Origin of the sequence: Mycobacterium sp. E1214 (assembly GCF_001666755.1) — a bacterium.
GTDB lineage: Bacteria > Actinomycetota > Actinomycetes > Mycobacteriales > Mycobacteriaceae > Mycobacterium.
On the sequence record NZ_LZJC01000089.1, the window covers coordinates 30,043 to 49,833 of the forward strand.

The 19,791-nt window shown below is 70.1% G+C and carries 18 protein-coding genes and 1 pseudogene; 14 read left to right on the plus strand and 5 right to left on the minus strand.

Going from position 1 to position 19,791, the window contains the following annotated elements:
- Nucleotides 1–1,038, plus strand: a complete 1,038-nt coding sequence (locus tag A5700_RS12015; RefSeq protein ID WP_068072960.1) for an LLM class F420-dependent oxidoreductase — start codon at nt 1–3, stop codon at nt 1,036–1,038.
- Here the strand turns inward: A5700_RS12015 and A5700_RS12020 are convergent.
- Complete coding sequence (locus A5700_RS12020) at nt 1,035–2,243, minus strand: MFS transporter (protein WP_068072924.1); 1,209 nt, start codon at nt 2,241–2,243, stop codon at nt 1,035–1,037. The genes A5700_RS12015 and A5700_RS12020 overlap by 4 nt on opposite strands.
- Nucleotides 2,244–2,475: 232 nt before the next feature.
- Here A5700_RS12020 and A5700_RS12025 point away from each other — a divergent pair, with 232 nt between their 5' ends.
- The 4 genes from A5700_RS12025 (at nt 2,476) to A5700_RS12040 (ending at nt 5,392) form a co-directional block, all read left to right on the plus strand.
- Nucleotides 2,476–2,754, plus strand: a complete 279-nt coding sequence (locus tag A5700_RS12025) for a hypothetical protein (RefSeq protein ID WP_068072926.1) — start codon at nt 2,476–2,478, stop codon at nt 2,752–2,754.
- Between the two features lie 102 nt (nt 2,755–2,856).
- On the plus strand, nt 2,857–3,642 hold the full coding sequence (locus A5700_RS12030) for an ABC transporter ATP-binding protein (protein ID WP_197502908.1): 786 nt from the start codon (nt 2,857–2,859) through the stop codon (nt 3,640–3,642).
- The gene (locus tag A5700_RS12035) at nt 3,636–4,619 is read left to right on the plus strand and encodes an aliphatic sulfonate ABC transporter substrate-binding protein (protein ID WP_068072928.1); all 984 of its coding nucleotides are present in this window, start codon (nt 3,636–3,638) and stop codon (nt 4,617–4,619) included. The genes A5700_RS12030 and A5700_RS12035 overlap by 7 nt, the downstream gene beginning before the upstream one ends.
- 71 nt (nt 4,620–4,690) lie before the next feature.
- Nucleotides 4,691–5,392 carry an ABC transporter permease gene (locus A5700_RS12040; RefSeq protein ID WP_068072961.1) on the plus strand — a complete coding sequence of 234 codons (702 nt, stop codon included), beginning with the start codon at nt 4,691–4,693 and terminating at the stop codon, nt 5,390–5,392.
- Here the strand turns inward: A5700_RS12040 and A5700_RS12045 are convergent.
- Nucleotides 5,337–5,999 carry a DUF998 domain-containing protein gene (locus tag A5700_RS12045; protein ID WP_197502906.1) on the minus strand — a complete coding sequence of 221 codons (663 nt, stop codon included), beginning with the start codon at nt 5,997–5,999 and terminating at the stop codon, nt 5,337–5,339. The two genes, A5700_RS12040 and A5700_RS12045, sit on opposite strands and share 56 nt — an antisense overlap.
- A 58-nt stretch (nt 6,000–6,057) precedes the next feature.
- Between A5700_RS12045 and A5700_RS12050 the strand changes: the two genes are divergently transcribed.
- Nucleotides 6,058–6,987 (plus strand): alpha/beta fold hydrolase, encoded by a 930-nt coding sequence (locus A5700_RS12050; protein WP_068072932.1) that lies wholly within the window; start codon nt 6,058–6,060, stop codon nt 6,985–6,987.
- On the opposite strand, the gene A5700_RS12055 is transcribed toward A5700_RS12050, so the two are convergent.
- The gene (locus A5700_RS12055; protein ID WP_068072934.1) at nt 6,984–8,201 is read right to left on the minus strand and encodes a GNAT family N-acetyltransferase; all 1,218 of its coding nucleotides are present in this window, start codon (nt 8,199–8,201) and stop codon (nt 6,984–6,986) included. The two genes, A5700_RS12050 and A5700_RS12055, sit on opposite strands and share 4 nt — an antisense overlap.
- A 231-nt stretch (nt 8,202–8,432) precedes the next feature.
- On the opposite strand from A5700_RS12055, the gene A5700_RS12060 reads away from it, so the two are divergent.
- The 3 genes from A5700_RS12060 to A5700_RS12070 are packed head-to-tail and all read left to right on the plus strand — an operon-like array spanning nt 8,433 to nt 12,172.
- Nucleotides 8,433–9,641 (plus strand): LLM class flavin-dependent oxidoreductase, encoded by a 1,209-nt coding sequence (locus A5700_RS12060; RefSeq protein ID WP_068072936.1) that lies wholly within the window; start codon nt 8,433–8,435, stop codon nt 9,639–9,641.
- 18 nt (nt 9,642–9,659) lie between these two features.
- Complete coding sequence (locus A5700_RS12065; protein ID WP_068072937.1) at nt 9,660–11,048, plus strand: NtaA/DmoA family FMN-dependent monooxygenase; 1,389 nt, start codon at nt 9,660–9,662, stop codon at nt 11,046–11,048.
- A gap of 5 nt (nt 11,049–11,053) precedes the next feature.
- Entirely contained in the window at nt 11,054–12,172 is a 1,119-nt protein-coding gene (locus tag A5700_RS12070) for an LLM class flavin-dependent oxidoreductase (RefSeq protein WP_068072938.1), read from the plus strand.
- A gap of 3 nt (nt 12,173–12,175) precedes the next feature.
- On the opposite strand, the gene A5700_RS12075 is transcribed toward A5700_RS12070, so the two are convergent.
- Nucleotides 12,176–13,387, minus strand: coding sequence for an acyl-CoA dehydrogenase family protein (locus A5700_RS12075; RefSeq protein WP_068072940.1), 1,212 nt, complete (start codon nt 13,385–13,387; stop codon nt 12,176–12,178).
- A 4-nt stretch (nt 13,388–13,391) separates the two neighbouring features.
- Complete coding sequence (locus tag A5700_RS12080) at nt 13,392–14,015, minus strand: TetR/AcrR family transcriptional regulator (protein WP_068072942.1); 624 nt, start codon at nt 14,013–14,015, stop codon at nt 13,392–13,394.
- Nucleotides 14,016–14,243: 228 nt separating this feature from the next.
- Here A5700_RS12080 and A5700_RS12085 point away from each other — a divergent pair, with 228 nt between their 5' ends.
- From A5700_RS12085 to A5700_RS12105, 5 genes and pseudogenes are all read left to right on the plus strand, one after another.
- Nucleotides 14,244–15,572 (plus strand): HAMP domain-containing sensor histidine kinase, encoded by a 1,329-nt coding sequence (locus A5700_RS12085; RefSeq protein WP_068072962.1) that lies wholly within the window; start codon nt 14,244–14,246, stop codon nt 15,570–15,572.
- A 212-nt stretch (nt 15,573–15,784) separates the two neighbouring features.
- Nucleotides 15,785–16,333 (plus strand): annotated as a pseudogene (locus A5700_RS12090) (type VII secretion AAA-ATPase EccA); the annotation flags it as partial.
- 201 nt (nt 16,334–16,534) lie between these two features.
- Nucleotides 16,535–17,896: a type VII secretion-associated serine protease mycosin gene (gene mycP / locus A5700_RS12095; RefSeq protein WP_068072945.1), complete on the plus strand. Its 1,362-nt coding sequence runs from the start codon at nt 16,535–16,537 to the stop codon at nt 17,894–17,896.
- Entirely contained in the window at nt 17,893–19,278 is a 1,386-nt protein-coding gene (eccE, locus tag A5700_RS12100; protein ID WP_068072947.1) for a type VII secretion protein EccE, read from the plus strand. The genes mycP and eccE overlap by 4 nt, the downstream gene beginning before the upstream one ends.
- A gap of 146 nt (nt 19,279–19,424) precedes the next feature.
- Nucleotides 19,425–19,775: a YbaB/EbfC family nucleoid-associated protein gene (locus tag A5700_RS12105; protein WP_068072949.1), complete on the plus strand. Its 351-nt coding sequence runs from the start codon at nt 19,425–19,427 to the stop codon at nt 19,773–19,775.
- Nucleotides 19,776–19,791 lie beyond the last annotated feature (16 nt).

Sequence of the window (19,791 nt, forward strand, 5' to 3'; positions counted from 1 at the left end):
ATGCGAATCGGTTTGGGCATCAATTACGCGGGCGGATTCAAGGATGTGGCCGCGGAAGTCGCCGACCTCGAGCACGCCGGGCTGGACATCGTGTTCGTGCCGGAGGCGTATTCGTTCGACGCGGTCAGCGCGCTCGGGTATCTCGCCGCCAGCACCGAACGAGTGGGGTTGGCGTCGGGCATCCTGCAGCTCTACACCCGCACCCCCACGCTGACGGCGATGACCGCGGCCGGCTTGGACTACGTCTCCGACGGTCGGTTCACCCTCGGCCTGGGCGCGTCCGGGCCGCAGGTGATCGAGGGTTTCCACGGTGTGCCCTATGACGCCCCGATCGGCCGCACGCGCGAGGTGATCGACATCTGCCGCCAGGTGTGGCGGCGCGAGACCGTCAAGCACGAGGGCACGCACTACACCATTCCGCTGCCCGCGGGGCAGGGAACCGGGCTGGGCAAACCTCTCAAGCTCATCAATAAGCCGGTGCGCGAACGGATTCCGGTTTTGGTGGCCGCGCTGGGGCCCAAGAACGTCGAATTGGCGGCCGAGATCGCCGAGGGTTGGCAGCCGATCTTCTTCCTGCCGGAAAAGGCCCACGACGTGTGGGGTCAGGCGCTGGCCGACGGCCGGGCCAAGCGCGACCCGGCGCTGGGTGAGCTCGACGTGTTCGCCGGGCCCGTGCTGGCCATCGGTGAAAACGTCGAGCCACTGCGGGAATTCGTCAAACCGCACCTGGCGCTCTACATCGGCGGGATGGGCGCCAAGGGCAAGAACTTCTACCACGCGTTGGCGACCAAATACGGCTATGGCCCGCAGGCCGACCGGATCCAGGAGCTCTACCTGGCCGGCGACAAGGAGGGCGCCGCCAAGGTCGTTCCCGACGAATTGGTGCGTGACGTGAACCTGATCGGCAGCCGCGAGTTCGTCAGGGAGCGGTTGGCGGCGTTCCGCGAGGCGGGGGTCACCACGCTCAACGTGTCACCCATCGCCGAGACGTCGGCCGAGCGCGTCAAGCTGATCGAGACTCTGCGCGGCCTGATCTAGCGGGCCGCTTGCCGGTGTCGATCCCGGCGTAGCCGCAGCGCGCGGGCGACGGCCGCGACCAGGGCGAGCACCGCCATCACACCCAGGATCCAGGCGGAGACCGGCGCGCTCGTGGTCGCCAGGACCAGCGGTAGCCCGAAGCCGAGGTAGGTCACCACGTAGAACAGCCCGGTGAGCGCGCCGCGAAGGTGCTGCGGGGCGGCGGCCTCCAAGTCGATCAGGCCCTCGCGCAGGCACAGCCCCGACGCGCAGCCCAAGACGAGCAACAGCGGCAGGCCCAGCGCCGGCGTCAGGCCGGGCGGCGCCGCCGCGGTGACCGCGTAGCCGAGCGCGGCCAGCACGGCGCCGGCGGTTCCCGTCCGCGGCCCCCACCGCAGGGCGCGGGCCACCACCTGGACGACGCCGCTGATGCCGTTGACCAACAGCGTCGCGACGCCCGCGGCGATCGGCGCCGCGAGGGTGGTGTGAATGCGGCCCGGGATGGTGACGAAACCCAGGGTGGCCGAGGCAAACACCCACGGTGCCAGCGGCATCGCCCAACTCAGGGCGCGTGCGGTGCCCTGCGGGGCCGCCGGTGCCGGGCCCTCCGACATCTCCGGGACCGCCGGGGCCGCCGGCGCCGCCGCGGCGGGCTGCGCCGTCGCGGCGGTCAGGGCCGCCGCCAGCATGACGATGCCGGCGGCGACCCCGAAGGACAGCCGGACACCCGACCCGCCGGCCCAGGCGATGAGGCCGCCGGCGAACGGGCCGATGGCGAACCCGGCGGTCAGCACCGCCCCGGCCGTCGCCGCGCCCGCCGCCCCACGCAGGTCCGACGCCCACGCGGTGCAGGAGCTGACCGCCAGGCCGACCCCGACTCCCACGATCAGCCGGCCCGCCAACAGGACGCCGGTCTCCTGGGAAACCAGCATCGCCGCCGTCCCGGCCAGCGTCGCCGCGGCGCCCGCCAGCGCCAGTGGCCGGCGTCCGATCGCGTCCGAGACGCGCCCACCGACCAGCAGCCCGGGAAGCAAGCCCACCGCATAGATGCCGAAGATCGCGTCCAGCGTCGTCGTGGACAGGTGCTGGCGATCGCTGATGACGGGCATCAGACCGACGAAGTGGTTGGCCACCCAGCCCGTCGCCAGCAGCAGGGCCAGGACGCACGCGAACAACCCCCGGTCACCGGCGGCCTGCGATACCGGCCGACGGTCGCGGCCCGTCACAGCATTCGACGTCACCGATTCGCCCCTCCACTTTCGTGCCGACGCAGTACAACGCGACGCCGCCCCGGTACTTATTCCCGCCAGGCGGCGCGCCATGCACCGGCGACGCCGCAGCCGCCCTGCGACGGGGGCGCTGCAAACTCCAAGCGGCCGTGGGCACGTCACGTTCTCGGGTTTGAAACCAACCGATTTGGTGTACTGATACCACTACTCGGACCCAGGAAGGCAAACGATGAAGCAAATTGCGGCCGCCGCGCTCGCGATCGCGGTCATGCTGTCCAGCGCGTGTTCGGCTTCCCAGATCGTCAACACCGGCGGCGACACCAAGTGCAAAGACTTCACCTCGCAGGACGAGAAGAAGCAGAACGACGAAGTGAGCAAGATGCTTAAGGACAAGAGCGGCGCAGATCCCACCAACGTGGAGATCTCGGCGACGCGGCTGTCCGCGACGACCTACTGCCAGACCCTCGGCAAGCCGGACAGCAAAATCTCCGAAGCCCCCCACGGCTGAGCGCGCGCAGCCGTTTTAATCTCGCCTAGCCCAAATCTGGTGACCGGCGGTCACGGTTCCTAAGCTGCGCGGGTGATGTCGACCAGTCCCGCGCCGGCACGGGTGTCGCTGCGCGGGGTCGACCGGACCTACGGGAGCCACGCGGTCCTGCATCAGGTCGACCTCGACATCGAGCCGGGCGAGGTCGTCGCGCTTCTCGGGGCGTCGGGTAGCGGCAAATCGACGCTGCTGCGCCTCATCGCGGGCCTCGATCAGCCGAGCGGCGGGCGCATCGAGATCGACGGCCGCGGCGTGCGCGGCATCGACCCGCGCTGCGCCGTGGTGTTTCAAGAGCCGCGCCTGCTGCCGTGGCGGTCGCTGGCCGGCAACGTCGAATTCGGCCTGGCGCCGGGCACACCACGCGCCGGCGGCTCCGACGACGTCCGGCACTGGCTGGACGTCGTGGGTCTGACCCCGTTCCGGGACCACTATCCGCGCCAGGTGTCGGGCGGCATGGCCCAGCGGGCCGGCCTGGCGCGAGCCCTGGCCCGCCGCCCCGGTGTCTTGCTGCTGGACGAACCGCTCGCCGCCCTGGACGCCCTGACGCGCTTGCGCATGCAGGATCTGCTCGACGCGGTGCAGCAGGAGGCGGGCACCACCACGGTGCTGGTCACCCATGACGTCGACGAGGCGGTGATCCTCGCCGACCGCGTGCTGATCCTGCGCGCCGACGAAACCGGCGGCGCCGGCATCGCGGCGACATACGACGTGGCGATCCCCAAACCGCGCGACCGCGGCGACCCGCGGCTCACCGCGCTGCGCGAGCGGCTACTCGACGAGCTCGGGGTGCCCCGCCGCGGCAGCGACAACGTCAGATCCGCCGTCGCAGAGGAGACGCAAGCATGGTGACAGGCCGCCCCGGCCGGCGAGCTCGACTGGCCTCGATCGCGGTGAGCGCGGGCGTGATCGCCGCGGCCGGCTGCGGATCGCACTCGGGCAGCTCCGCCGGTAAGGACATCCACCTCGACTACGCCTATTACAGCCCGCTGAGCCTGGTGGTCCGCGACCAGCACCTACTGGAGAACCGCGGCTACAACGTCACGTGGGTGCTCTCGGCCGGCAGCAATAAAGCCAATGAGGGCCTGCGGTCCAAGGCGCTCGACGTCGGGTCGACCGCCGGCTCGGCCGCGCTGGTCGCGCGCGCCAACGGGTCGCCGATCAAGAGCATCGACCTCTACGCCGGTGGCGAGTGGACGGCGCTGCTGGTGACCAAGAACTCGCCCATCAACACCGTCGCCGATCTCAAGGGCAAGAAGGTTGCCGTCACCAAGGGCACCGACCCCTACTTCTTCCTCCTGCAATCGCTTGCGACCGCGGGCCTTTCGCCGAACGACATCGAGATCGTGAACCTGCAGCACGCCGACGGCAAGACCGCCCTGGAGCGCGGCAACGTCGACGCGTGGTCCGGGTTGGATCCGTTCATCGCCGAGACGATTCAGCAATCGGGCTCGCGTTTCATCTACCGCAACCCGAGCTTCAACAGCTACGGGTTTCTCAACGCCCGGGAGGATTTCATCGCCGCCCACCCCGATGCGGTGCAGGCGGTTGTCAACAGCTACGAGGAGGCCCGCAAGTGGGCGAAGGCGCATCCCGATCAACTGGCAGCGTTGCTGGCCTCGCAGGCGAACATCCCGCTCAGCGTGGCGCAGGAGGAACTGACGCGGACCCTGGTGGACATCAACCCGGTGCCGGGGGACGCGCAGCGGGCGGTGCTGACCAAGGTGGAGCCGTTGGCGGTGGCCGACTCCGACATCAAATCCGACGACGCCGGCAACAACGCGCTGAACACGCTGATCGAGCCGAAGTACATCCTGCAGGCGCACTGACCGCGGGCTCGGCGCGGCTGGGGCGGCTGCGGCGGGTGCTGGTGGGGCTCGTCGTCCCGGTGCTGCTGCTGGTGAGTTGGCAGCTCGCCACGGCGGTCACGGGCTACTTCGCGCCCAGCCAGCTGCCGCCCCCCGGCGACGTCGTCTCCGCGCTCGGCGTTTTGCTGCGGCGCGGCGACCTGTGGACGCACCTGGGCGCGAGCGGGTCGCGGGTGCTGGTCGGTTACCTGTCCGGCGCCGTCGCGGCGCTCGCGCTCGGTTCGCTCGTCGGGCTGTCGCTGACTGCGCGCCGATTGCTCGCGCCGACCGTCGCCGCCTTCCGCACCGTGCCGTCCCTGGCCTGGGTTCCGTTGCTCCTGTTGTGGTTTGGCATCGACGAGACACCCAAGATCCTGATGGTCGCGATCGGCGCGTTCTTCCCGATCTACACCACGACGGCGTCGGCGCTCGCACACGTCGACGCGCACCTGTTGGAGGTGGGGCGCGCGTACGGTCGGCGCGGTGGGTCGTTGTTGACGACGGTGATGCTGCCCGCGGCGGCCCCGGAGCTGGTCAACGGGCTGCGGCTGGGCCTGGCGAACGCCTGGTTGTTCGTGGTCGCCGCCGAGCTCATCGCCTCGTCGAAGGGCCTCGGCTTCTTGCTGATCGACAGCCAGAACACCGGACGCACCGACGTCATGCTGCTCGCGATCGTCTTGCTGGCCGCCCTGGGCAAGCTCAGCGACATGATCCTGGGCGCTTTGGAGACCCGGATCGCGCGGCGGCGCGGGTAGCCCACCGGTCGGCGACCAGCCAGCCGCCGGTCAGCAACTGCCACGACGTGATCGAGTAGACGCTGCCACGCTCCCACACCCCGGCCGCCAACACCCCGGGGTGCCCCGTCACCGACCTGACCGCCAGCACCGCCAGGCACGCCAAGCCCAGCGCCGCAAGCGCTTTCGACGCGCGGATGTAGACGCGCCGCGCGTTCTGAATCTCGACGGCCGTCGATCCCAGCGCGATGGCGACGTTGCCACCGGCGATGGCCAACACCGCGCCGACGACGTGCACCGTGCCGCTGTGCACCGTCGCGATCACCACATTGCCTGCCGCATTGACTCCCGCCGCCGCCACGAACGCGAAGCTCCGGCGCGGCCGCCCCGGCACGCTCAGCAGCGCGCCGAGGAAGAACAACACGCCCTGCCCGACGAACGCCACCCGCAGCCATACCGCGCGCGGCGAATCGATCACCTGACCGTGCACCGTGGCACCGCTCGGCAGGGCAAGGTCGCTGATGTAGTTGCGGGCGTAGCTGTAGGCGGGGTGATAGCTCGCGGCGGCGACCGCCTCCAGGGCCAGGTACCCGACGGCCGCCACCGCCCACAGCATCGCCCCCCGCACCGCCCGGCCTCCTCCCGCGACTTGACCCGAGCGTAGGCAATGCCCGCAGAATGGCGCGATGCGGGCGATGCGACGGGTGGGGAAGATCGCCGTGGCTGCGGCCGCGACGCTGGTGGCCCTGAGTGGTTGCGGCGCGCCCTCCGACCGCGGCGCAGCCTCAGGAGACGTCGCCGGCCCCGTCGACATCGGCGGGGGCCGCCACCTCTACCTCACCTGCCGCGGAAGCGGCGCGCCCACAATCGTTTTGGAGTCCGGTTACCACAACTCGGCGGACCCGTGGACCCAGTCCGACGCCGCGGTGCCGGCGGTCGGCCCCGCCGTGCTGCCCGCCCTGGCCGCCGATCACCGGGTCTGCGCCTACGACCGGCCGGGCACGCTGCGCTACGCCGACCCACCCACACTCACCGACCGCAGCTCGCCGGCCGCGATGCCGCGCACCGCGCACGACGTCGTCGAGGACCTGCATGCGCTGCTGGCCGCCGCGCACGTGCCGGGCCCTTACGTGCTGGCGGGGCACTCGCTGGGCGGACTGTTCGCCAGGCTCTACGCGCAGACCTTTCCCGACCAGGTGCGCGCGGTGGTGTTCGTCGACGCGTTCGCCGTGGAGATTCCCGGACTGATGGGATCGAACTGGCCGGCGTACCGCCGGATGCTGGATCGGCCGCTGCCGCAGTTCACCGACTCGTCGGTGTACGAGGAGATCGACATCGACAAGAGCGTCGAGCAGGTCGCCGCGGCGCCGGCGTTTCCGGCGATACCGACCGTCGTGCTGAGCCGGACGGAGCCGTTCGCCGTCCCTCCCGAGGTGCCGCCCGAGCAGGGCGCCGCGTTGGAGCAGGCGTGGCGGGACGCCACGGCGAGCCTGATCGGGCTGCGTCCCCAGACGCCGCACCTGATCGCCACCGGCAGCGATCATTTCGTCCAGATCCACCAACCGGACCTGGTGGTGGCGGGAATCCGGCTCGCGCTGCGCCGGTCGGGCGGCTAGAAGAAGAACCCGGCGTGCGGGGCTTGGGGCACCGCGAACAACCGGTCGGCGGCGTCGAGTGCGCGCGGGTCGGCGCTGCGGGCCAGCCCGGCGAGGGCGAGCTCGCGCCACGTCGCGCCGCCGAGCAGGACCCCGGCGAGCCCCTCGACGTCGACCTCGAGTTCCGCCGGCCGCCCGGTCGGTTCGGCACCGGCGCCCGTGATTGCGTATGTGCCCGAATTGCTCTGCAGTAGCGGATCATTCACCGCGACGGTGATCTCATCCGCGCCGAGGTACCGGCGTTTGGACAGGGCCTGCGCAACGTCGACGACACGCAGCCACGTCTCGTCGTGGACCGCGGTCACGCGGACCGCTCGCCGGTCGGCGACGAGCCAGGGCATCGGATCGTCCAGGGGGAGCATCCAAAAGACCACTCGGTCAACGAGGTCGAGTTCGAGCAGGAAACGCAGCAGGCCTAGGTAAGCCGCGGCGGTGGGCGCGAAGAAATCCTCGACCACGATGCTGCGCTGCCGGCTGACGAACCACTGGTCGGTGTCCGCGGGGCGGTAACGGACGAAGCCGGATTCCGCTCCCGGATTGCCATGTACCGCCACATAGGTTGGGCCCGGCGATGATTGGGTGCGCAACCGCACGCCCTCCCACCACGCCGGCGGCCGGTCGATGGTGCCCGGGCGGCCCGGACGGTGTTCGTCGTAAATGCGGGGCAACGTCTCCCACGCGTGTGCGGCGTCGAGGAGCCGCACGGGGCCTCCGGCCCCGACGCCGGGACGCAGAGCCGCCCTCGACGTGTCCACCTCGACGGACTGCGACACAGTGGCGACGCCGTAGCCGTAGCGCCCGTAGATCGTGGCCTCCGAAGCCCGCAACGTCGCCACCGCCTCGCCGCGCGCGGCGACGTCGCGCAGTTGGTGGTCGATCAACGCGGTGGCCAGGCCCCGTCGGGTGTGCGACGGCAAAACGCCGATGTGGGTGACCGCCGCGTGGCCGACGACCGCGCCGCCGGGCAAGGTCAGCCCGCTGGTGACGGCGTCGGCGGTGCCGACGAGCTGACCGTCGACGAAGGCCCCGATCGTTCGGCCCGGTTCCAGTAGTCGCGTGATCTGGCCCGGCGCCAACTCGGGCAGGGGCGGGAAGCCGATCATGGCGGTGCGGAAGACGTTCGCCGCCGCGATCAGGTCGCTCTCGGTGTCGAGTACGCGGATCTCTGTGCTCATGCCGTCATCATCTCCGGCGGGACCGGTGCCCGGTGTGGGCGGCTTTGGAATCGGCATGATTCCTGGCGGCCCACCGGTTAATCGCCTGTCGCGCCGCCGCGCGGCACCGTCGGGGCGGTCGCGCAACGAAACGCCACCAGGAATCCGGTCACTAAAATTTGTGTTACACGGCGTGCTGGCAGGTTCGCACCCTGCGGTCGTTCCTGTACATCGACGAAAGAAGCCCTGCCGATGCCTGATTCGTCAACGCGACTGCATCTCGCCGCGGCGCTGGACGGTGCGGGATGGCACCCCGCGGCGTGGCGGGAACCCGACGCCCGGCCCGCCGAGGTGTTCGGAGCTCGTTACTGGGCCGATCTGGTCGGCGAGGCCGAGCGGGGCGCGCTGGACTTCGTGACGATCGAAGACTCGTTAACGGTGCAGTCAGACGACCCGTTGTCCCCCGATTCCCGGACGGACCGCGTCCGCGGTCGGCTGGACGCGGTGCTCATCGCCGCCCGCGTCGCGCCGCGCACGCGCGGGATCGGGTTCGTGCCGACCGCGATCGTGACGCACACCGAGCCGTTCCACGTCTCGAAGGCCATCGCCACCCTGGACTACGTCAGCACCGGCCGCGCCGGGGTCCGCGTGCAGGTCGCGGCGAGGGCTGACGCGGCCGCACACTTCGGGCGCCGCTCGTTGCCGCAGCTGTCCCGCGACTTCCTCGACGACCCGGCGAGCCGGCAACAGCTCAGCGACTACTTCGCCGAGGCATCGGATTACGTCGAGGTGCTGCGCCGATTGTGGGACAGCTGGGAGGACGACGCGGAGATCCGCGACATCGCCTCCGGACGCTTCATCGACCGGCACAAATTGCACTACATCGATTTCGAGGGCCGCTGGTTCTCCGTCAAGGGACCGTCGATCACCCCGCGGCCACCGCAGGGGCAGCCGATCGTCGCGGCCCTGGGCCACGGCGGCCCGTCTTACCAGTTGATCGCGGACAGCGCGGACATCGGGTTCGTCACCCCGCGCGACGCCGCGCACGCCGCCGACATCGTCGTGGAGATCGGTGCGCTGCAACGGGCCGTCGGGCGCGGCGAGGACGCCGCGGTCCGCCTCTTCGGTGACCTGGTGGTGTTCCTCGACCACACCTCCGCGGCCGCCCACGCCCGGCGGCGCCGCCTCGACGCCGCCGCCGGCATCGAATTCGACAGCGATGCAACCAGTTTCGTCGGTACGCCAACGCAGCTGGCCGACCTACTGCAGGAGTGGCACGCCGCGGGCCTGCCCGGGTTTCGGCTACGCCCCGCCGCGCTGCCCCACGACCTGGTGCAGATCACCGAGGGTCTCGTTCCCGAACTGCGGCGCAGGGGCGCGTTCCGCGACGCCTACGCGGCCGACACGCTGCGCGGAACGCTCGGGTTGGCCCGCCCCGCCAACCGCTACGCGAACGCCTGACCCCGAAGGAACTATCCAATGACCAAGCCGACAAAGCAAATTCATCTGGCCGCGCATTTCCCGGGTGTCAACAACACCACGGTGTGGAGCGACCCGGCGGCCGGTAGCCACATCGAGTTCAGTTCGTTCGCGCGATTCGCCCAGACCGCCGAACGCGGCAAGTTCGACTTCCTCTTCCTGGCCGAGGGATTGCGGTTGCGCGAGCAGAACGGCCTGATCTACGACCTGGACGTCGTCGGCCGCCCCGACACGTTCACCGTGCTGGCCGCGTTGGCGGCGGTCACCGAACGCATCGGGCTGACCGGCACCATCAACTCCACCTTCAACGAGCCCTACGAGGTGGCTCGGCAGTTCGCCTCGCTCGATCACCTGTCCGCCGGCCGCGCCGCGTGGAACGTGGTGACGTCCTGGGACGCCTTCACCGGCGAGAACTTCCGCCGCGGAGGCTTTTTGGCCGAAGGCCAACGCTACGAGCGGGCCAGGACCTTCCTGCAGACCACGCTGGAGCTGTTCGACTCCTGGCGCGGCGACGAGATCGTCGCGGACAAGCGGACCGGCGTCTTCCTATCCGACCCGGATGCCGGGGCGTTCGCCCACACCGACGCGCACTTCGCCATCCACGGCCGGTTCAACGTGCCGAGGAGCCCGCAGGGCCGGCCGGTGATCTTCCAGGCCGGCGACTCCGACGAGGGCCGCGAGTTCGCCGCGTCCGCCGCCGACGCGATCTTCTCCCGGCACAGCACGCTGACCGAAGGGCAGGCGTTCTACACCGACGTCAAGGGCCGCCTGCCCCGATACGGGCGCCGCCGCGACGACCTACTCATCCTGCCGGCCGCGACCTTCGTCATCGGCGACACCGACGCCGAGGCCGCCGAGATCGCCCACGACGTGCGGCTGGCGCAGGTGTCGCCGCAGACGGCCATCAAGTTCCTCGAACAGCTGTGGAACCGCGACCTGTCCGACCACGACCCGGACGGGCCGCTGCCCACCGTGGACCCCGTCGTGGGCGACAACACGATCTCCCGGGGCCGTGCCAGCGTTCGGATGTTCCGCGACCCGATCGCGATCGCCAACCAATGGCGGGAGAAGGCCGCTGCGGAGAACCTCACCACCCGGGAGTTGATCGTCGAAGTCACCGGGCGCCAGTCGTTCATCGGATCGGCACAGACCGTCGCGGCCACCATCAACGACTTCGTGCAGGCCGACGCCAGCGACGGGTTCATCCTCGTGCCGCACATCACCCCCGGCGGCCTGGACGAGTTCGTCGATCAGGTGGTGCCGCTGCTGCAAGAGCGCGGTGCGTTCCGCACCGACTACGAAGGCACCACGCTGCGGGAGCACCTCGGCCTGGCGCCGCTGCCCGCTCCGCGACGATCCGCGGACACCTCGGCCGACGTGGCCTCCTGACGGTCATGACGACCCCGCTGGCGGTGCTCGACCTGGTCCCGATCTCCTCGGGATCCACTGCGGCACAGGCGATCAGAAACACGATCGACCTGGCGCAACGCGCCGAATCCCTGGGCTACACCCGGTATTGGTTCGCCGAACACCACCTGAACCCCGGGGTCGCCGGCACGTCGCCCGCGCTGCTGCTGGCCTTCACCGCCGAGCACACCACCTCGATCCGCCTCGGCTCGGGTGCCGTGCAGATGGGCCACCGCACCGCGCTGGCCACCGTCGAGGAGTTCGGCCTGCTCGACGCGCGCTTCCCGGGCCGCTTCGACCTTGGCCTGGGGCGGTCGGGGGGCACCCCCCGCGGACCGTCGGCGCCGGTCGGGTGCCGGGAGCTGGTCGACGGGCACACCCCGAACGGCTTGCTCATCCCCCCGCCGTTCGACCCGACACCGCTGCTGGGCTCGCCTCGCTTCGCGCTGCAGAAGGCGCTGCTGCAGCTGCCGGGCGCGCAATCGCAGAACTACACCGAACAGGTCGACGACGTCCTGGCGCTGCTCGCCGACACCTACCACTCGGACGACGGCGAGGAGGCGCACGTGGTGCCCGGCGCCGGCGCCGCCCTGCAGGTGTGGATCCTGGGCAGCAGCGGCGGGGAGAGTGCCGTCGTGGCGGGGAACCGGGGCCTGCGCTTTGCCGCCAACTATCACGTCGCCCCGTCCGCGGTGCTGGAGGCGACCGACGCCTACCGCGCGGCGTTCCGACCCTCGGAGGTGCTCGAGCGCCCCTACGTTTCGGTGTCGGCCGACGTCGTCGTGGCCGCGGACTCCGCCACCGCCCGCGAGCTGGCCGCCGGTTACGGTCCCTGGGTGCGCAGCATCCGCACCGGCGAGGGTGCCATCCCCTTCCCGACGCCGGCGCAGGCGCGCGAACGCAAGTGGACCGAAGCCGACCGTCGCCTGGTCGCCGACCGAGTCGACACCCAATTCGTCGGCAGCGCAAGCGAAGTGGCAGATCAGTTGGAGCGACTGCGCGACGCCACGGGCGCCGACGAGCTGCTCGTCACGACCATCACCCACGATCACCGGGACCGGGTGCGCTCCTACGAGCTGCTCGCCGAGGAGTGGGCCCGGCGCTGACCGTTACCGAATGGGCAGGCCGGTCACCGCCCGCGAGATCACCAGGCGCTGAATCTCGCTGGTGCCCTCGAAGATTGTGAAGATCTTCGCGTCCCGGTGCATCCGCTCCACCGGGTAGTCGCGGGTGTACCCGTTGCCGCCCAAGATCTGGATGGCCTCGTCGGTGACGTAGACGGCGGTCTCGCTGGCCACCAGCTTGGCCATCGACCCCTCCGCGGCGTCGAAGTTCTGGTTGTTGCGCGCCATCCAGCCGGCCCGCCACACCAGCAGCCGGGCCGCGTCGATGCGGCTCTTCATGTCGGCGAGCTTGAACGCGACCGCCTGGAATTCGCCGATTTTACGGCCGAATTGCTCACGCTGGCAGGCGTAGTCGAGCGCGTACTCGTAGGCGGCCCGCGCCACGCCCACGGCCATCGCGCCGACGGTCGGGCGGGTGCGTTCGAAGGTCTTCATGGCCGCCTGTCCGCGGGTCGACGACCCGGACTTCGCGCGCGCGATGCGGGCCTCGAACTTCTCGCGTCCGCCGAGGATCGCGTCCTCGGGGAGGCGGACCTGGTCGAGGACCACTTCGGCGGTGTGGGAGGCGCGAATCCCGTGCTTCTTGAACTTCTGACCCTGGCTGAAACCCTTTGCATCGGGCGGGATGACGAAGCTCGCCTGGCCGCGGGTGCCGAGGTCGGGGTAGACCGACGCGACCACGATGTGCACGTTGGCGATGCCGCCGTTGGTCGCCCACGTCTTGGTGCCGTCGAGCACCCACTCGTTGGTCGCTTCGTCGAAGCGCGCCCGCGTGCGGATGCCGCCGACGTCAGAGCCCGCGTCCGGCTCCGAGGAGCAGAACGCCCCGAGCTTGGGATCGCCTGGTGTGCCGAACATTTCGGGAAGCCACCGGCCGATCTGCTCGGGCGTGCCGTTGCCGGCCAACGCCGCCGCCGCCAGGCCGGTGCCCATGATGGACAGCGCGATTCCGGCGTCGCCCCAGAACATCTCCTCGAACGCGGTCAGCATGCCCAGGCCGGTCGGCTCGGCCGCCTGCTGCGCGAAGAAGTCGGGGGAGTAGAGGCCGACCTTCGCGGCCTCCTGGATGACCGGCCAGGGCGTCTCCTCGCGTTCGTCCCATTCGGCGGCCGCGGGGCGGATGACCTCGGCGGCGAATTGATGCACCCAGTCGCGCACCTCGACCACGTCGTCGCTGAGTTGCAGTGAAAACGTCACAGCTTCACTCCTGAATTGGTTGGTGTTTCCGGTTGTCGTATTGATCGAGGACGCTGACGGTTTGGCTGACCCAGGCCTCGAAGTAGCGGTCTTCGTCGATATTTCCCGGCAGGCGCCCCGTCAGAGCCTGAAGCGTGGCGGCGTAGGACAGCGACCCGATGGCGACGGCGGCCGCCGCTTCGGGATCCGGGATGGACGTGCGGCCCGAGCGGTTGGACGCAGCGAGCTCATCGGCGAAACGCTGATAGGCGTTGTCGGTGATGACCTGCCACGTCTTTTCGTCGAGATCACCGAGTTCGGCGGGCTCCCGCAGCATCACCTTGAGCAGGTCCTCGCCCTGCTTGAGGTTGCTCCAGATGAGCTGTCCGGCGATGCGCACCGCCTGCTCGACGCCCCCCGGCGAGTCCGCGTCGTACTGCTCGCGGGCGGCCACGATGCTGTCGATCCGGTAGGCGACCGCGGCCTCGAGCAGTTCGCGCTTGGAGCCGAAGTGCTTGTACAAGGCGCCCGATCCGGGCGCCAGCCCGGACGCCCGCTGGATGTCGGCCACCGACGTCGCGGCGTAGCCCTTCTGGGCGAACAGCTTCAACGCGGCTGCCAGCAACCGGTCGCGCCCAGAACCCTGCATGGTGAGAGAGTACTCACTCACCGCGGTCCGACGCAAAACGCGTCGTCCTGACGGGGTGCGCCGAACGGGGGCGCTAGATTTCTGTGCAAAACACCCGGCGCTTCGCGGCGACCAATCGGTATTGCTGTGAGGGTGGTGTGGAGGCGGTCGGCATTCCCCGGCGCGTATCGCATCGCAATGCACTCGAAGGAGGCCGACATTCCCGCATTACCGCATGTCCAGCTGCCGATGCGGGTGCTATCGCTGCGCACCATCGTCATCGTCGCCGCCCTGTCGGTGATGACCCTCGTGGTGCTGCTGGGCACGTGGGTGTGGGTGGGTGTCACCAACGATCAGTACAGCCAACTCGATCGGCGACTCGACTCGGTCAGCAGCCTGGGCGACATCAACACGCTGATCAACGGCGCCGAGCTGACCAGTCCGGACCGGCCCATGCCGGACGGCAACCTGGTGCGCACCGTGCGGCTTGCCGGGGTGACGGCGTCGGTGCCCGCCAACATCGTGCTGCCCGAGCTGCCCAACGGTTACGCGACTACCACCATCAACGGCGTGCAGTACCGGGTCCGGACCTTCACCGCGGGCCCGGCGTCCATCGCGCTGGCCGCGCCGGTGGCCGAGGCGCAGCACCGGATCAACGAACTTCACCTGCGGGTGTTGCTGATCTGCGCCAGCGTGATCGGGGGCACGGTCGTCGTCGGTTGGGTGATCTCGTTGATCATGGTCAACCCGTTCCTGTTGCTGGCCCAGCAGGCGCGCGCCATCAATGCGCAGTCCAGCCCCGACGAGGTGCAGGTGCGCGGCGTGCGGGAGGCCGTCGAGATCGCCGAGGCTGTCGAAGGCATGCTGGCGCGCATCGGCAAGGAGCAACAGCGGACCAAGGCGGCGCTCGAATCGGCGCGCGACTTTGCGGCGGTCGCCTCGCACGAGCTGCGCACCCCGTTGACGGCCATGCGCACCAACCTCGAGGTGCTGTCCACGTTGGACCTGCCGCCCGAACAGCGCCACGAGGTGATCGGTGACGTGATCCGCACGCAGAGCCGCATCGAGGGCACCCTGACGGCGCTGGAGCGGCTGGCCCAGGGTGAGCTGACCACCGTCGACGACTTCGTCCCCTTCGACGTCACCGAGCTGCTGGACCGCGCCGCACACGACGCCCCGCGCATCTACCCCGATCTCGAGGTGTCGCTGGTGCCCTCGCCGACCGTCCTGATGGTGGGCTTGCCGACGGGGCTGCGGCTGGTCATCGACAACGCCATCGCCAACGCCGTCAAGCACGGCAACGCCGGCAAGATTCAGCTTTCGGTCAGCAGTTCCGGCGCGGGCGTGGAGATCGCCGTCGACGACGACGGCACCGGTGTTCCGGAAGCCGAGCGCGCGACGGTGTTCGAGCGGTTCACCCGCGGGTCGACGGCCTCGCGCTCGGGCTCGGGGCTGGGGTTGGCGTTGGTCGCCCAACAGGCCGAATTGCACGGCGGTACCGCGGCGCTGTACACCAGCCCGCTCGGTGGCACCCGATTGCTGCTGTTACTGGCGGGTGACGGACGCGGCCCCGCGTAGCGTCTCTCGAGCCGCACCGGCCCACCGTCGCAGCCCCGATAATCGGCTGCGATTGCGGAAATGGAATTGCACCGGTGTTATCCCGACGAGATCGGCGCCCCGGATTTTTTGACGAAATAGTTAATTTCGCAATGCGGACCGCGGTGCAGGCACCTGACCAGCGCCGCAATAGCATTCACGCAGGATTGTCGTAAGAGGGATCTGGGTATTAGTTCTACTCGCTGATCGAACGCCACCAGGACGGCACGCCCGACATGATCGGCATGGAGGCCGTCAACCAGCTCCTCGTCGCGCTGGAGGTGCACCGGTTCGACTTCTGTTTCATCGGTGCCGGATACGAGGACGAGGTCGACGCGTTCCTCACCGTGAACCCCGGTCTGGCCGGCCGATTCAACCGCAAGCTGAGGTTCGAGTCGTATTCGCCGGACGAGATCGTCGAGATCGCGAACCGCTACGCGACACCGCGCGCCAGCCTGCTCGACGAGGCCGCGCGCGAGACCTTCCTGGACGCCGCGACGACCATCCGCAACTACACCACCCCCGGCGGCCGGCACGGGATCGACGCCATGCAGAACGGCCGATTCGCCCGCAACGTCATCGAACGCGCCGAGGGGTTTCGCGACACCCGGGTCGTCGCGCAGAAACGTGCCGGACAGCCGGTCACGGTTGAGGACCTGCAGATCATCACCGCCGCGGACATCCAGTCCGCGGTGCGCAGCGTGTGCTCGGACAATAGGGACATGGCCGCCATCGTCTGGTAGCAACCGCAACGGAACGGCTTGTCCACCAAACGTTTCGGCGCAGTTCACCTGGGCGCCGTCGGCCGGCTCCCGCTCGGTGAAACGCCGCGTCGGCGGGGCGGCAATGCTTAAGATGCACCCGGGCGCCGAGCCCGCTGCCGTCGCCCCGCACGACGCGGCGGGCGTGGCCGGCGCCGAGCTGAATGGATGGAGTGTCCGCCGGTGCACCGTCTCTGGTCGATCGCGGTGGCGCTGACGTTCGTGGCGTTGACCGCACCGCCGGTGCGGGCGGTCGCGCCGCCGTCGATAGATCCGGGCGCCGTGCCACCGGACGTGACCGGGCCCGACCAGCCGCTCGAACAGCGTCGCGTCTGTAAGGCGCCGTTGACATTGCCGGGCACGAACTTTCGCGACCCGCCGTGGGGCAACGCCTACCTCGGCGTCGCCGGTGCACACCGGTTCGCGACCGGCGCCGGTGTGACGGTGGCGGTGATCGACACCGGCGTGGACGCCTCGCCGCGCGTGCCGGCCGAGGCGGGCGGCGACTTCGTCGTTCCCGACGGCAACGGCCTGACCGATTGCGACGCTCATGGAACGTTGATCGCGTCCATCATCGCTGCCCGGCCCGCCCTCACCGACGGGTTCGTCGGGGTGGCACCCGACGCCCGGCTGATCTCGGTGCGCCAGACCTCGGAGGCCTACGAGCCCAAGGACGGCCAGCAGAACCAGAACGACCCGAATTCCTCACCCGCGGCCGGCTCGATCCGCAGCCTGGCCCGAGCCGTCGTGCACGCCGCCAACATGGGCGCCAACGTGATCAACATCAGCGAAGCCGCCTGCTTCCAGGCGCGAAAGCCGGTGGACGAAACGACATTGGGCGCCGCCATCAATTACGCGGTCAACGAGAAGAACATCGTGATCGTCGCCGCGGCCGGCAACACCGGCGGCGACTGCGCCCAGAACCCGCCGCCCGACCCGTCGCGGCCCGGCGACCCGCGAGGCTGGGAGCAGGTGCAGACGATCGTGTCGCCGGCCTGGTACACGCCGATGGTGTTGTCCGTCGGCGGCGTCGGGCAAAACGGCGCGCCCAGCCCCTTCTCGATGCACGGCCCGTGGCTCGGAGCCGCCGCACCGGCGGAGAACATCGTCGCCCTCGGTCCCGAAGGCGAGCCCGTCGACGCGCTGCCCGGAAAGGACGGCCCGGTGCCGATCGCCGGGACGTCGTTCGCCGCGGCGTACGTCTCGGGACTTGCGGCGCTGCTGCGCCAGAAGTTCCCCGAACTGCCGCCGGCACAGATCATCAACCGCATCACGGCCAGCGCCCGGCACCCCGGCGGTGGCGTCGACGACGCCGTGGGTGCCGGCACGGTCGACGCGATCGCCGCACTCACCTGGGACATCCCGGCCGCGACTGCGGCGCCCGCTCCGCCACTGATCGTCAACCGGATTCACCCGCCGGTCCCGGCGCCGGGGCCCGACCATGGGCCGATCACCGCCGTCGTCGGTGGCGTCGCCGCGATGCTGGTGGTGCTCGGGCTGGCCGCCCTGACCCGACAGGCCCTGCGAAGGCGCGAATCCCCATGAGCGGGTGGCGGATACGATTCGGCATCGGGCACGCCCTCGTTGTCGCGGCGGTCGCCCCGGTATGCGTCCTGGTGTTCCGCGGCACCCGGTATCCCTGGGGCGGGCCGGCGCTGGTGGCGGTGGCCACGCTGGTGGCCCTGGTGACCTTCCGCGGTCGGCGGCTCACCGGATGGCTGGCGGCGATGTGGGCGTGGCTGGTGCGGCACCGCAGGCCGCCCGACATTCCCTCGGAACCCGCCGTCGGCGCCACGGTCCAGCCCGGAGATCACGTCGCCGTACGCTGGGAGGGCGAATTCCTGGTCGCTGTCCTCGAACTCGTACCGCGACCGTTTACCCCGACCGTCATCGTCGACGGCAAGGCCCACACCGATGACGTGGTGGACACCTGCCTACTGGAACGCCTGCTGTCGACCAACTGTCCCGATCTGGCGGCCGATGTCGTCTCGGCCGGCTACCGAGCGGGCAAGCCCGCCTCGGCGGAGCTGGGCGCCCTGTATCGACAGGTGACCGGCAGCGATCCGGCCCCGGCACACCGCCGGACCTGGATCATGCTACGGGCCGAGCCGCACCGCGCGGACCGCTCGGCCCGGCGGCGCGACGACGGGGTGGCGGGGCTGGCCCGATACCTGGTGGCGTCGGCGACCCGGATCGCCGACCAACTCGCCGCGCACGGCATCGACGCCGTGTGCGGGCGCAGCTTCGACGACTACGACCACGCCACCGAGATCGGCTTCGAACGCGAGAAGTGGTCGAACATTAAGGGCAGCAACGGTTTCACCGCGGCATACACCGCACCCGGCGGGCCGGATGTGTGGTGGTCCGCCCCGGCCGAGCGAACCGTCACCCGGGTCCGGGTGGTTGCGGGCCGGGCACCGCAGTCGACGGTATTGCTGACCACCGCCGAAAAGCCAACTAAAGTACCGGGTTTCACCCGGCTGTCGGGTGGTCAGCGGGCGGCGCTGCAAGGCCAGACGCTGGTGCCCGACAAGCACCACCAGCTGCCGATCGGGTCGGCCGGCGTCCTGGTCGGCGAGACAGCCGCCCACTGCCCCGTCTACCTGCCGCTCGACGACGTCGACGCCAGCATCACGTTCGGGGACGCCCGGGCGTTCCTGCAATTCACCGTGCGGGCGGCCGCCGCGGGCGGGACCGTGACGCTCGGAGTGCGATTCCAGCGGTTGGCGGCGCTGATCGGTGCGCACGTGGGCGCGGAGTCCAAGGTGGCGTGGCCGCATGCCACCACCTACCTCGGTCGCCACCCGGGCGTGGCCCGAGTCAGCCTGCGGCCCAACGCCGTCAGCACACCGCGGCACCGCCAGCTCCCGATCCGCCCCCTGTCGGTCCCCGACGAGAGCCGCTACCGCAACGCGCTACCGCGCTGAGCTGAACGGATGGCAAACGTTGTGGGAGCGGCGGGTTGCGCCCGTGGTCGGCGTCGGGCATCCCCCCGCATTCGGTCGCCGCGGCCGGTCAGTGCCCCTACACTGAGGGCCTGCCGAGGCGCGACCGACGTAAAGGATCCCTGCAGATGAGCAACCCCGAAACGCACCCGCAAGTGGCCCAGACGTTGGCGGAATTCGAGCGGTTCACCAAGGCCCTCGAAGACCAGATGAACCGAACCAACACGCAATCGTTCACGGCGACAGACGAAGCCGAGACCGTCGAAGTGACCATCGACGGGCACCGCAAGCTCACCGACCTGCGGATCGAGGACGGCCTGCTGCGGCTGGGCGCCGAGGAGGTGCAAGACCGGATCAACGAGGCGCTGCTCAAGGCCCAGGCCGGCGCGTCGGACGCCATCCAAACGCAGCAGGCGCAGCTGTTCGCCTCGCTGAACGAGATCGTCGGGTCGCTGCAAAACGCGGTGAGCCTGTCCTGAGCGAAACACGTTCCGC

Excerpts from the sequence above, each read along its gene's own strand:
- A5700_RS12050 (WP_068072932.1), top strand. The coding sequence starts at position 6,058 with ATGCGGGCGATGCGACGGGTGGGGAAGATCGCCGTGGCTGCGGCCGCG.
- A5700_RS12055 (WP_068072934.1), bottom strand. The coding sequence starts at position 8,201 with ATGAGCACAGAGATCCGCGTACTCGACACCGAGAGCGACCTGATCGCG.
- A5700_RS12105 (WP_068072949.1), top strand. The coding sequence starts at position 19,425 with ATGAGCAACCCCGAAACGCACCCGCAAGTGGCCCAGACGTTGGCGGAA.
- A5700_RS12080 (WP_068072942.1), bottom strand. The coding sequence starts at position 14,015 with ATGCAGGGTTCTGGGCGCGACCGGTTGCTGGCAGCCGCGTTGAAGCTG.
- A5700_RS12035 (WP_068072928.1), top strand. The coding sequence starts at position 3,636 with ATGGTGACAGGCCGCCCCGGCCGGCGAGCTCGACTGGCCTCGATCGCG.
- eccE (WP_068072947.1), top strand. The coding sequence starts at position 17,893 with ATGAGCGGGTGGCGGATACGATTCGGCATCGGGCACGCCCTCGTTGTC.
- A5700_RS12070 (WP_068072938.1), top strand. The coding sequence starts at position 11,054 with ATGACGACCCCGCTGGCGGTGCTCGACCTGGTCCCGATCTCCTCGGGA.
- A5700_RS12085 (WP_068072962.1), top strand. The coding sequence starts at position 14,244 with ATGCGGGTGCTATCGCTGCGCACCATCGTCATCGTCGCCGCCCTGTCG.
- A5700_RS12065 (WP_068072937.1), top strand. The coding sequence starts at position 9,660 with ATGACCAAGCCGACAAAGCAAATTCATCTGGCCGCGCATTTCCCGGGT.
- A5700_RS12015 (WP_068072960.1), top strand. The coding sequence starts at position 1 with ATGCGAATCGGTTTGGGCATCAATTACGCGGGCGGATTCAAGGATGTG.
- A5700_RS12025 (WP_068072926.1), top strand. The coding sequence starts at position 2,476 with ATGAAGCAAATTGCGGCCGCCGCGCTCGCGATCGCGGTCATGCTGTCC.
- A5700_RS12060 (WP_068072936.1), top strand. The coding sequence starts at position 8,433 with ATGCCTGATTCGTCAACGCGACTGCATCTCGCCGCGGCGCTGGACGGT.